The sequence below is a fragment of the Flavobacterium sp. genome, from assembly GCF_044339515.1.
GTDB lineage: Bacteria > Bacteroidota > Bacteroidia > Flavobacteriales > Flavobacteriaceae > Flavobacterium.
The window spans coordinates 1-13402 of record NZ_JBIIVK010000034.1 but is presented as its reverse complement, the minus strand read 5'-3'; the positions used below and the strand labels follow the sequence as shown (position 1 = coordinate 13402).

The following is a 13402-nucleotide window of genomic DNA, read 5'->3' as shown; positions in this document are numbered from 1 at the left end:
AAATGTATACGCCATGTTAGTTAAAGTATTTGGAAGTGCCGTTTTCGGCGTTGAAGCCACCACGATTACTGTAGAAGTAAATATTGACAAAGGAGTGGGCTACCACTTGGTCGGATTGCCCGACAATGCCATCAAAGAGAGCAGTTACCGCATTGCTGCCGCTCTCAAAAATAACAATTATTCTTTACCGGTTAAAAAAATTACCATCAATATGGCTCCGGCTGATATGCGGAAAGAAGGTTCTGCATATGACCTTACGATTGCTATTGGTATTTTGGTTGCTACCGGACAAATTCAAGCGGAGGAATTAGATCGGTACATCATTATGGGTGAACTTTCATTGGATGGTGGATTACAACCCATAAAAGGAGCATTATCAATTGCCATTAAAGCGAAAGAAGAAGGCTATAAAGGGTTTATTCTCCCGATTCAAAACGTAAAAGAAGCCGCCATTGTGGAAGGATTGGATGTTTACGGGGTAGAAAATGTTTTACAAGTCATTGACTTTTTTGAAGGAAGAGGCGATTTAGAACCAACTGTTATTGATACACAAACCGAGTTTTCAAAAACATTAGATTTTCCTGAATTTGATTTTTCGGATGTGAAAGGGCAGGAAGGAATCAAACGTTGTATGGAAATTGCTGCTGCCGGAGGTCATAACATCATTTTAATTGGTCCACCCGGTTCCGGAAAAACAATGTTAGCCAAACGAATGCCGAGTATTTTACCACCTATGACGATGAAGGAAGCCTTGGAAACAACCAAGATTCATTCCGTTGCCGGAAAAATTAAAGATGCCGGATTGATGAGTCAGCGGCCGTTTAGAAGTCCGCATCATACCGCTTCATCAGTTTCCTTAGTAGGAGGTGGAAGTTATCCACAACCGGGTGAGATTTCATTGGCACATAACGGTGTTTTGTTCTTAGATGAATTACCGGAGTTCAAACGTGAAGTATTAGAAGTCATGCGTCAGCCTTTGGAAGACAGAGAAGTAACCATTTCCAGAGCAAAATTTACAATTACTTATCCTTCTTCATTTATGTTGGTGGCCAGTATGAATCCGAGTCCGGGCGGATATTTTAACGACCCTGATGCTCCGGTAAGTTCTTCTCCGGCTGAAATGCAACGGTATTTAAGTAAAATTTCGGGTCCGCTTTTGGACAGAATTGATATACATATTGAAGTGAATCCGGTTCCCTTTGAAAAATTAACTGAAACCCGAAAAGCAGAAAGCAGTGCTGAAATCAGAAAAAGGGTTACACTTGCCAGAGAAATTCAATCGAAACGGTTTGAGCCATTTGATAATTTGCATTACAATGCCCAAATGGGTAGCAAATATATTCGAGAATTTTGTGTTTTAGATGAAACGTCATTACAATTGCTTAAAACCGCTATGGAGCGTTTGAATCTATCCGCACGGGCGTATGACCGAATTTTGAAAGTGGCCCGAACCATTGCCGATTTGGAAGCTGCAGAAAATATTAAACCGAATCATATAGCGGAGGCAATTCAATATCGAAGTTTGGATAGAGAAGGTTGGTTGGGATGATTTACTCAGAATACTCATAATACCTCGCACCCACCAAAACCGGATTTTCTTTTTCAATAGAAGCTAAAATAAATTCATTTTTGGGTTCTAAAACAGAATGTTGCAATTCTTTTTTATGAAGCTTTTCATAGGTTTCAAAATCAATAGAGTAATTATTTTCTAATGTTTCGAATAGATTGATTTGATTAATAACCGATTTCCAATTTTCACAAACGGTGGCTTCAAAAACTTTTGATTTGGAGCCACTACCATAGGCTATGAATCCTACTTTTTTATTTTCTAAAGGGGCGTTTTGTTGAGCATGGTAACATAAAGTAGAAAGCATTCCTAAGAAAATAGAACCGGTATAAATATTTCCTACTTGACCCGAAGCGATTTCTGATGGATAAATTTTTTGATTAATAAGAGCTAAATACTCAGGGCTTTTGCTCAAAGCTTTTAATTTGTCTTTTTCAGTTTCACCAATTTGATTGGAAAGTAACTCCGGGTTTTCATTCGCAAAAATTTCTATAAAAGTTCTTCTTCCTTGAAAACAGTAGGGTAGATGCATCAAAATGGATGACCAATTTTCGTAGATTTTTCCGGTTTGCTGACTTTCTTTTTTAAAATGTTCGTAAGCTTCCGTAATTCGATTGATATAGCATTGATTAGAATACTGTCCATCAAAAACAGGCTGTTCTTTGTAAATCGAAATTTCATTTTCTAACACACCAAACCATTTCGGATTATCCGAAGAATTAGTTATTTCAGTTTTGGAAAAACTTCTTCTTGGTTTAAAAAAGTCAAAAACACCTTCTGTAGAAACGCCAACTTCATTGGAGAAACTCAAAATTCTTGGTTTTGAAGAAATCAACATCGCAATTGCACCGGCACCCTGTGTATATTCACCACTCGATTCCAAATCATATTTAGCATTATCCGAAGCAATAACAATTGCTTTTTTGGTAGGATTTAATCGAATGTAATCTAAACAATTTTGTAGAGCATCTACACCACCGATACAAGCAAAAGTTAAATCAACCACATCACAATTTCGAAACGAACCGATTCCTACTTTACTTTCTAATAAAGATAAAACATAGGAAGCAATTGGTTTTGAACTGTCCACACCACTTTCTGAACCAATATAAATACGGGCAATTTCAGATGTATTTATATTTTCCTGCTGAATTAACTTTAAACCAGCATTTGCTGCGAAGGTTACAACATCTTGATGTTGATCAGGAAAACTCATTTTGTGTAAACCTAACCCTTTTATGAGTTTGTCAGGTTCAATATTTCTCTGGTTTGCAAGGGTTGAAATGGGTAAGTGTATTTTGGGAATATCAAAGGAAATGCTATCGATGCCAACGTTCATTATTACAAAAATTTAAGAAACAAAGGTAAAAAAGCAACAAACAATTTGGATTGAACATTTCACAAAATATCCCTAATTTAAAACGAATTATGAATGTTTTAAAAAAGGGATGCTTAATTTTTTAAAAGAGCAAAAAAAGACAATAAAATTGATTTTAATTCAATGCTGCAAACGTATCACCTTGTTGGATATCGCCGGTTTTAAATCCTTTTCCAAACCATTTTACACGTTGTTCGGAAGTTCCATGCGTGAAAGAATCAGGTACCACATGACCTTGCATTTTCTTTTGAATGGCATCATCACCCACGGCATGAGCAGCACTTAAGGCTTCTTCAATATCACCTTCATCAAGGTATTTGCTGTTATAATGTGTCCACAATCCGGCATAAAAATCGGCTTGTAATTCTAACGAAACGGACAATTTATTCCCTTCTTCTTTGCTTATTTTTTGTTGCAATTGTCTCACTTTTCCGGAAGTCCCCAACAACGTTTGTACATGATGACCGACTTCGTGTGCAATGACATACGCAATAGCATAATCACCACCTTGGGCACCGAAACGCGTTTGTAATTCATCAAAAAAATCTAAATCCATATAAATTTTTTGATCACCGGGACAATAAAAAGGACCCGATGCAGAAGTGGCACCACCACAAGCCGATTGCACTGAACCGCGAAACAAAACCATTCCGGGCTCTTTATAACTCATTCCGTTTTCTTCAAATATTTTGTGCCAAACATCTTCGGTATCGGCCAAAACGGTAGCTACAAATTGTCCCATTTTTTCATCTTCTTCACTGAGCGGTTGAGTAGGAGTTTCGGCGGATTGCTGTTGTTGTATTTGTTCTAAAATAGGTGCAATATTCTGAGCACCTTCGCCACCAAAAATATTGATGAGTAATATAATTATCCCTATTAAACCACCGCCTGCAACAACTTTACCTGTATTGCCCATGCCACGGCGATCTTCAACATTTTTACTTTGTCTTCTGCCTTCCCATTTCATAATTTTTGATTTAATAGATTAAAATTACAAAAAAATTAAGAAGTAATCCATTTTGCAATAACTTCTTCCAAACTTCCTTTGATTATTGGTTTTGAAACATAATCATTCATTCCTATTTCGAGGCATTTTTCTTTTTCACCAATCACTGTTCCTGCTGTTAAGGCGATAATCGGAATCGTTTTTCCATGATCCATAGTTCGAATAATTTTAGTCGCTTCATAACCGTTCATCAAAGGCATTTGAATATCCATAAAGATAATATCAAATTGTTCAACCTCAAATTTTTCAATGGCTTCTTGTCCATTAGAGACTGTTGTGATTTTTGAATTGGGAAGAATCTTTTTAATTAAGGTTTTTGCCAGTAAAGAATTGATGTTATTATCTTCTACAATTAATACACGTAAAGCATCAAAATTTTGATACACAAATTCTTCATCCACTTTTAACAAATTAAGATTTGTTATTTTTTCCTTACTGGAGGATTGAACATCAACATCAAAATAAAAAGTGCTACCAACATTAGGTTTACTAATCAATTCCAATTTACTATTCATTAAAGCGAGTAACTTATTAGAAATACTCAAACCTAAACCCGTACCGCCATATTGTCTGGTTGTTGAACTATCTTCTTGGGAAAAAGCTTCAAAAATTTTGGCTTGGTTTTCTCTTCTAATTCCTATTCCGGTATCAATTACAGAAAAACGAAGTCGGGTTTGATGAGTAGTAATTCTATCCATCACTTCAATTTTAAGTTTAACTTTTCCATTGGAAGTAAATTTGACAGCATTACCGAGAAGATTAATTAAAATTTGTTTTAACCTCACTGCATCAATCCAAACCGTTTTTGGAACGTCTGCATTTACATGAACATCAACATCAATTTTCTTTTGAATGGCTTCGAATCGGATAGTGTCAATTACTTCAGAAGCCAAATCTTTCAGCTTTGTTTCCTCAATCACTAACTCAAGGTTTCCGGATTCTATTTTTGAAAAGTCCAAAATATCATTAATCACACTCATCAGTGATTTGGCTGATTGATTCACTGTTTTCATGTATTTGGCTTGACCTTTTTCTAAATCAGAATTCATCAATAAGTCTGTAAAACCAATAATTCCGTTTAATGGGGTTCTAATTTCGTGGCTCATATTGGCCAAGAATTCTGATTTTGCTTTATTGGCTGCAATGGCCATTTCTTTTTCTTTGATGGCAGCTTCTTGCAGTTTTCTTTCGGTGATATCAATAAATATTCCTTCTATAAATTCTACTTCATTATTTTTTATGATAACATCTCCAAACTCTTCTACCCAAACTATTTTTTCATCTTTATGAATGATACGATAAATAAAATGTATTTTCTGATTATTATCCAGGGCATATTTTTGGTCTTTTATTACCCTATCTTTATCTTCCGGATGAATAAAATCCAAATAGGAAATTTCATTATTAAGAAACATATCTTTTGGATAACCGGATAATTTTTCAATTTCATCATTCAAGTATATTTTTGTAAACTTGGAGTCATATTTTGATAAATAAATAGTGCCGGGAATGTTATCGGCTAAAAGTCTGAAGCGTTCCTCACTGTTATAGATAATACTTTCATTTAAACTTCTTTCAATAGCAGATGAGATGTTGTTCATTAATGATTGAAGGATGTTAATTTCATCTTCTGTCCAAATTCTCTCAGTTGTACAATCATCAAAACCAATAGCACCCACTAATTTGTTTTTAACATGAATAGGGAAAATGAGTACGGAAAGTATGTCTTGTGATTTCATTAATTCTTTAAAATCGCTTTCAAACATATTTTTCACAAGCTTATTATAAACTTTACTTGATTTAAGTGGAATAACAATATCCAAAAATACTTCATAAGGAACATTTTGTAAATCTGGATTTTCAATTTGTGGTTGAATCTGACCTTTTACCCATTCAAATTTTTGCGAAATGATTCTTTTTTCTTCTACGGCTTCAAAATAATAAGTTCTATCAGCTTTTGTTGCTTTTCCAAGTGTAGCAAGGATTTCATTAAAGTCTTTAAAAGTGTCTTTTGAAACTAATATTTTTTCAGAAATTTTTGTTACTGCGGTTAATAAATCACTTTTATAAACTAAATTTTCCTCTATTTGCTTTCTTTTGATCGTTTCGAATCCTAAGGTTATAATTTCAGATACAGAACGAGTAAAGTTAATGTCTTCATTGTCCCAATATCTTTTTTTGTTTGTAGTTTCAAAGCAAATAATACCGGACAATTTTCCTTCTATAAAAACAGGATAATCTAATAATGATTTTATGTTATTTTCCTTAAAGTAATTATCTATAAACTCTGAAGTTTCCTTTTGTCGATTAACATCTGAAGCAATAATGATTTGCTCTTTTTCAATCGATTCAAAATAAATTGGAAAGTCTTTCTTTTTAATTATTAAATGATTGGAATGTTTAAAATCTTTAAGTTCAAATAAATTTAGACATTCAATTCTATCTGGAAAATAATTCCAAAAACTTATTCGTTGAATTCCGGATGCTTTTGATACGTTCTCAGAAACTACTTTTAGTATAGGGACGATGCTTTCAAAATTTGCAAAACTTGTGGTAGATAATTTGGTCAACGCATCGTTGTATTTTTTTATTTTATCTTGTCGATGGTTTCGTTCAATTTCTAGATTTCTAATTAGAGTAATATCTCTACCTATGCCGGAATAGCCGATGATTTCGCCTGAATCATTTTTTCTAACGGTTACTTTTTGTGAAATCCAAACTTCTTCTCCGGTTTTTTTCAAAATCGGAAATTCCATTAGCCTTGGACTACCACTTTCTTTAAATTCTTCGATATAGTAGGAGACTATTTTTTCACGATAGTCTTCTTTAATTAATTGGCCAAAATTCAATTTCATTAATTCACTCAAATCATATTCAAGTAATTCGCACGAAAAGGAATTGATGTAAATAAATTTTCCTCGATTGTCTGTCTCAAAAATTATATCAGTGGCGGTTTCAACAAGATTTTTATATTGATTTTCGATATTAATTTGTTCGGTAACATCAATACCAATTCCAACAAATAAATCATCACCAAATTCTTTGTCTACCCATTGTATAAACTTATATTGACCGTCTTTACATTTGAGTTTTCGTTTGTAAACACGATCTTTTTGGTAATCATGATGATAATCTTCTCCAATAAATTCAGGGTCTTCCGTTAATTGCCAAAATCCCATTCCCAAGACTTCCTCCACTTGATAACCTAGGATGTTTTGTATATTTTCACTGCAATAAGTTAAAGCACCATTTTTTTTTGTGGCAATAACTAGTGAGTTTCCTTTGTTTACAATTTCATTTGCAAATAAAAATTTGTCTTTGGTGTTTAATATTGATGTATGTCTAGCATGATTTAAAATCACAATTAATAAAAAGCTAATTATACAAATGACACCAATTTCAAATATTAATTTACCGGTAATTAATAATGTTAGAAAAATGACAAACAGTGAACTTATAAAAATCCAATAATGCTTAATTTTTAAAAAAACATTATACGAAAAAAACACTAAAGTTAATAAAGCAGAAAAGGTTATTAATTCCATCGGATCATAATAAACAAGGTTTTTTATTACAATCGATATATAGATGAGATAAAAGAAAATAAAAAGGCGAGGCAACAAGTTAAACAAAAAACTGCTTTTTTTACTTAAAAAATAAATCCCTAAAAACACAGCTCCAAATACTAAATTTGAAATCACCATCGGTTTATTTCTCAATTCAAATACATTAAGGACAATTTCAACAAAAGGAATAATAATCGAAAGGGATAAAAAATATTTTTGATATTCTGTTTTTGAAAATTCTGTTTCTGAAAAATCTTTGACAAAACTTTTATTATAAGCCGCATTTCTCCTAAAAACCAAAAAAGAGATGGTGAGTAAAAAAAGCACAAATACAATTACAAAAAGCCAATCCCTGTTCATGGGTAAAGAGGTAAGGTTCTGAAAATAAGGAGCCTTCAAGTTAAAAGGGAAAGTTGCTATTTCCTTTAAAAACATAAAATACTTAAAAAATGGCAATAACCATAATTTAATTAGTAAGGGCATTGTGTGGTATTTGAATTGGTTTTTCTTATTAATTCGATAAAAATAGCAATATTATTTAATTTTCGAAGTAATTTGATTTTTTTAATCGGTTAGTTTATCAACATCAACTGTTATAAAATCATTATTTTTGAAATGTAATCATAAGCAATGAATTTAAAATCGTTAGTAAGCTACTTTTTAAAATGGATTATTCTCGCCATTATCATCGGTGTTTTTTCGGGTTTAATGTCGGGTTTATTTTTATACAGCTTAGAACTTGTCACAAATTTCAGAGCGATTAACCCATGGATAATCGGGCTTTTACCGTTGGGTGGTCTCGTGATTGGATATGGATATCATCGCTTTGGAAAAGACGTTGTAAAAGGAAACAATTTAATTTTAGAAGAATATTCCAGTCCTCAAAATAAAATACCTTTCAGGATGGCTCCAATGGTGCTTCTCGGAACGCTAATTACCCATCTTTTTGGTGGTTCTGCCGGGCGAGAAGGAACAGCAATTCAAATGAGTGCCAGTGTGGCAGACCAACTTACAAAACGATTTTCCTTAGACAAAGAAGAGCGAAAAATTATTTTAATTTGTGGGATTAGTGCCGGTTTTGCCTCTGTATTTGGCACTCCCTTAGCGGGAGCAATTTTTGCCATCGAGGTGCTTTTTTTTAGTAAAATAAATTTCAAAAGCGTTTTTCCTTCGTTTTTAGTCGCTTTTATAGCCTATTACACAGTGGAGATTTTACCGGTAAACCACACGCATTATTCAATATCTTTTATCCCTACAATTACTTTTGAAACATTATTTTGGGCTTTGTTTGTGGGTATTCCTTTTGGTTTAGCTGCAATGTTATTCTCTAAAAGCACGCATTGGTGGGGGAAATTGTTTACAAAATACATTATATATCCTCCATTTCGTCCTTTTATAGGCGGAATTGTAATCGCAATTGCTGTATTTTGGCTTGGAACAACGCAGTTCATCGGATTGGGAATCCCAACAATTGTTGAATCATTTCAAGCACAGCAATTGGGTTATGTCTTTTTATTAAAAATTTTGTTTACCGGATTCACTTTAGGTGCTGGTTTTAAAGGCGGTGAAGTCACACCATTATTTTTTGTCGGAGCAACATTAGGAAGTTTCCTTTCAATTTACATTCCTTTACCTACAGCTCTTTTGGCAGGAATGGGATTTGTAGCTGTTTTTTCAGGAGCTACCCACACGCCGATTGCTTGCACAGTAATGGGAATGGAACTATTTGGAATTGAATCCGGATTATTTATCGGCATCGCATGCCTAGTTTCCTATCTTTTTTCGGGTAGGAAAGGCATTTATTCACCTCAATTGATTGGCGGAATAAAAGGAAAAATTTACCAAAGCTTCAAAAAATCTACATTCGAAAATTTATAATTTCCGGCTATTTTTTCGTTATTAAAAGAAAAAAAGTAACTTCGCATCCTATGGAAGAAAATCAAATTATCGAAGCCAAAAAGATGCTTCAGGATTCAAAAAAAATTGCCATTATTCCGCATAGAAATCCAGATGGTGATGCAATGGGATCAACGCTAGCATTATATCATTTTCTTAAAAAAATTAACCATCAACCGGTTGTTATTTCTCCCAATGAATTTCCTGATTTTTTGGCATGGTTACCCGGTGCTCAAGATGTCTTAGTTTATGAAAAAGATAGAAACGGTACAAAAAATATACTGGAAAAAGCAGAATTAATTTTTACGCTCGATTTTAATGCATTACACCGAACCGGCGAAATGGAGAATGTATTAAACACGTTGAAAGTGCCATTTATCATGATTGATCACCATCAAGCTCCTGATGCCTATGCCAACGTAACTTTTTCAGACACTCGCTATGGCTCAACTTGTGAAATGATTTATGATTTTATAGATGCTGTTAGCGATGTGAACTACATTGACAAAACAATTGCAACCTGCATTTATACCGGCATAGTAACCGATTCAGGGTCATTCAAATTTCCGAAAACAACCGGAAAAACACATAGAATCGTGGCTGATTTAATCGATTTGGGAATTGAAAACACCGAAATTCATAATCTGCTTTTCAATAATAATACCTATGAGAGTTTACAATTGTTAGGAAAAGCTCTTCAAAATATGCGAGTTTTAAAAGACCATAAAACGTCTTACATTACTTTAACACAAGAGGAATTGGATCTTTTTAACTACAAAAAAGGAGATACCGAAGGAATTGTAAATTACGGATTGTCTATCATAGACGTTATCTTTACCGCCATTTTTATTGAAAATAAAGAAGAGGGAATTATTAAAATCTCATTGCGTTCTTTGGGCGATTTTGATGTTAATCAGCTCTCCAGAGAGCATTTTAATGGTGGTGGTCACAATAATGCGGCCGGTGGAAAATCAATGTTGTCTATGGAAGACACAATCAAACAATTTGAAAATGTAGTAAAGAATCATCCCAAATTAAAATTCTAATGAAAGCAAAAATTTTTTACAGTTTACTTTTTTTTGGCATGTTATTCGCTATCGGTTGCCAAGACTCGGAAGCAAGACGACCCATTCAACAATCGTCAGGTAGTTTTATGAAAGAATCGGTTGTTCGTAACAAAAAGCTGGTAGCTAGTGAAGAAAAGCTGATTGATTCTATCATCAAAAGCAATCCAACTAAAGAGTATTTGGCTTCCAAAAAAGGCTATTGGTATACGTATGAAATAAAAAATGAAACCGATACACTCAGACCCAAAAAAGGAGATGTGGCATTTTTTGAATATGAAATAAATGATTTACAAGGGAATGTGATTTATACTGCTTTGGAACTTCGTCCGCAAGATTACTTGGTCGATAAACAAGAAATTATGATCGGATTGAGAGATGGTATCAAATTGATGCGTAAAAATGAAAAGGTAACATTTTTATTCCCCTCACACATGGCCTATGGCTATTTGGGCGATAAAAACCGAATTGGACCAAATGTTCCCATCATATGCACGGTTACATTAGCCGATTTTGAAAAGGAAACAGAGTTGAAAAAAGTTAAAAATGAAAATAATTCTAACAATCAATAAACAAGTAAATAGTAAAATGAAAAAAGTAAAATTTCTGTTTTTAAGTATAACTGCTTTATTTTTAGCATCCTGCGGAAAAGATTATGACCATTTAGGCGATGGTATTTTTGCTGTGATAAAAACCGCAAAAGGCGATATTATTACGCAATTAGAATATGAAAAAACGCCCATCACTGTGGCCAATTTTATTTCGTTGGCAGAGGGAACCAATGAGCATGTAACCGATAGTGCCAAAAAAGGAGTACCTTTTTACGATGGTTTAACTTTCCACAGAGTAGAAGCAAATTTTATGATACAAGGTGGTGATCCGGCCGGAAACGGTAGCGGTGGTCCCGGTTATAATTTTATGGATGAAATTACCGATTTGTCGCATGACGGTCCCGGAATCTTATCAATGGCCAACGCAGGTCCGGGCACAAACGGTTCACAATTTTTTATCACACACGTGGAAACCAAATTTTTAGATGGAAGACACACCGTTTTCGGAAAAGTAAAAGAAGGTCAGGAAGTGGTGAATGCAATTGCAGCTTCCGACGTAATTGAGTCAATAAAGATTGTACGAAATGGCGAAGCCGCCAAAAAATTTGATGCCGTAAAAGTATTCAATGACCGCTTAAAAGTAGAAGCGGAAAATAGAAAAAAAGCAGAAGAAAAAGCGGCTGCAGAAAAAGCAGAATTTTTAGCACAATACAAAGATGTAATTGATACAAAAGTAGCCTTTTTTGAAGAGCAGAAAAAAACAGCACAAAAAACGGCAAACGGATTACAATACACCATTTACCAAAAAGGGAAAGGAAAAAAACCGGCTGTTGGTTCAACTGTATATGTTCACTATGCCGGATTTTTTGAAAGTGGCGAATTGTTCGATTCCAGTTATGAAGATGTATCCAAAGCGTTTGGAAAATTCAATCAACAAAAAGCCGATGCAAAAGCCTACGTGCCTTTTCCATTTCAATACGGAAATAAAACCGGTTTGATTCCCGGTTTCTTAGAAGGATTAGAAAAAATGAGTATTGGTGATAAAGCGGTTTTGTTTATTCCTTCCCATTTAGGCTATGGTGAGGCAGGTGCCGGTGGTGTTATTCCTCCCAATACCAATTTAATTTTTGAATTAGAACTTTTAGAAAATTTACCAAATCAATAATTATTAAGTATGAAAAAGCTAGTTTCAATTATCGTATTAGCCTTGTCCATGAGTACATTTGCTCAAAAAGAGAATGGCCTTTATGCTGAAATACAAACCTTAAAAGGTAAAATCCTTCTTAAATTAGAATATGAAAAAGCACCCATCACGGTAGCCAATTTTGTTTCTTTAGCAGAAGGTACAAACAAAGAAGTTTCAGAAAGCCTGAGAGGGAAACCTTATTTTGACGGGTTAAAATTTCACCGTGTTATTGCAAGTTTTATGATTCAGGGTGGTGACCCCACCGGAACAGGAACAAGTGGACCGGGATATAAATTTGCCGATGAAATTACAGATTTAAAACACGACCGTCCGGGCATCCTTTCCATGGCAAATGCCGGAAAAGGAACCAATGGTTCACAGTTTTTTATCACCCATGTACCAACACCTCATTTGGATGGAAAACACACTGTTTTTGGCAGCGTAGTAGAAGGGCAGGAGGTTGTGAATGCCATCGCTCAAAATGATGTGATGGACAAAGTTAAAATCATCAGAATTGGTGATGCAGCCAAGAAATTTGATGCTCCAAAAGTTTTTACCGGCAGATTGGCTGCTGAAGAAGCGATGAAAAAGAAAAAAGAAGAAGAATTAAAAGCAGAGAAAGTAAAATTCAATGAATATGTGAAAAAGACTTTCCCAAAAGCAACGATTCTTCCATCCGGTTTAGCCTATATCATGGAAAGCGAAGGAGCGGGTGCAAAAGCTGTGCCCGGTAACAATGTTTCGGTGCACTACATTGGAGAATTGTCAGACGGTAATAAATTTGACAGTTCCTACGACCGTAATCAACCCATCGATTTTAAATTAGGTAATAGAATGGTCATTCCGGGATGGGAAGAAGGCATTGCTCTGCTAAACAAAGGAGCCAAAGCCAAATTAATCATTCCTTATTGGTTAGCCTATGGAGCAGAAGGAAGACCTCCGGTGATTCCGGCTAAAGCAACACTTATTTTTACAACAGAATTAGTTGATATAAAGTAAGTCTAACTCAAATTTGAAAAAGCCGAAGTATTTAATAAACTTCGGCTTTTTTATTATTTTACATTTGATTGTCCGCAATTACCCATAATTAAATAAAAAGCCTTATATTTGATAAAAAAAAGCGATGAATTTATTCAGTTTTACGGCAAATTTTGGAAGTGAAGAAGCTTGTAGACTTCATTTTAAAGA

9 protein-coding genes are annotated in these 13402 nt (G+C 34.3%); 6 read left to right on the top strand and 3 right to left on the bottom strand.

The window, feature by feature from the left end:
* Positions 1-13 precede the first annotated feature (13 nt).
* On the top strand, positions 14-1549 hold the full coding sequence (locus tag ACIQ0M_RS10140) for a YifB family Mg chelatase-like AAA ATPase (protein ID WP_396151843.1): 1536 nt from the start codon (positions 14-16) through the stop codon (positions 1547-1549).
* A 1-nt stretch (position 1550) separates the two neighbouring features.
* On the opposite strand, the gene ACIQ0M_RS10135 is transcribed toward ACIQ0M_RS10140, so the two are convergent.
* The 3 genes from ACIQ0M_RS10135 to ACIQ0M_RS10125 all read right to left on the bottom strand — a co-directional run bounded on the left by ACIQ0M_RS10135 (position 1551) and on the right by ACIQ0M_RS10125 (position 7877).
* The gene (locus tag ACIQ0M_RS10135) at positions 1551-2906 is read right to left on the bottom strand and encodes a hydroxymethylglutaryl-CoA synthase family protein (protein WP_396151841.1); all 1356 of its coding nucleotides are present in this window, start codon (positions 2904-2906) and stop codon (positions 1551-1553) included.
* Positions 2907-3060: 154 nt separating this feature from the next.
* A complete protein-coding gene (locus tag ACIQ0M_RS10130) occupies positions 3061-3912 on the bottom strand; it encodes a neutral zinc metallopeptidase (protein ID WP_396151838.1) in 852 nt (283 codons plus the stop codon).
* 35 nt (positions 3913-3947) lie between these two features.
* Positions 3948-7877, bottom strand: a complete 3930-nt coding sequence (locus ACIQ0M_RS10125) for a PAS domain S-box protein (protein WP_396151836.1) — start codon at positions 7875-7877, stop codon at positions 3948-3950.
* A 270-nt stretch (positions 7878-8147) separates the two neighbouring features.
* Here ACIQ0M_RS10125 and ACIQ0M_RS10120 point away from each other — a divergent pair, with 270 nt between their 5' ends.
* From ACIQ0M_RS10120 to ACIQ0M_RS10100, 5 genes are read left to right on the top strand one after another with little or no spacing between them, the layout of a single operon-like run.
* A complete protein-coding gene (locus ACIQ0M_RS10120) occupies positions 8148-9395 on the top strand; it encodes a voltage-gated chloride channel family protein (RefSeq protein ID WP_396151834.1) in 1248 nt (415 codons plus the stop codon).
* Between the two features lie 50 nt (positions 9396-9445).
* Entirely contained in the window at positions 9446-10459 is a 1014-nt protein-coding gene (locus tag ACIQ0M_RS10115; RefSeq protein ID WP_396151832.1) for a bifunctional oligoribonuclease/PAP phosphatase NrnA, read from the top strand.
* Positions 10459-11049, top strand: coding sequence for a gliding motility-associated peptidyl-prolyl isomerase GldI (gene gldI / locus ACIQ0M_RS10110; RefSeq protein WP_396151830.1), 591 nt, complete (start codon positions 10459-10461; stop codon positions 11047-11049). The genes ACIQ0M_RS10115 and gldI overlap by 1 nt, the downstream gene beginning before the upstream one ends.
* Positions 11050-11065: 16 nt before the next feature.
* Entirely contained in the window at positions 11066-12193 is a 1128-nt protein-coding gene (locus ACIQ0M_RS10105) for a peptidylprolyl isomerase (protein ID WP_396151886.1), read from the top strand.
* A gap of 9 nt (positions 12194-12202) precedes the next feature.
* A complete protein-coding gene (locus tag ACIQ0M_RS10100; RefSeq protein ID WP_396151828.1) occupies positions 12203-13213 on the top strand; it encodes a peptidylprolyl isomerase in 1011 nt (336 codons plus the stop codon).
* The last annotated feature ends 189 nt before the right edge of the window (positions 13214-13402 follow it).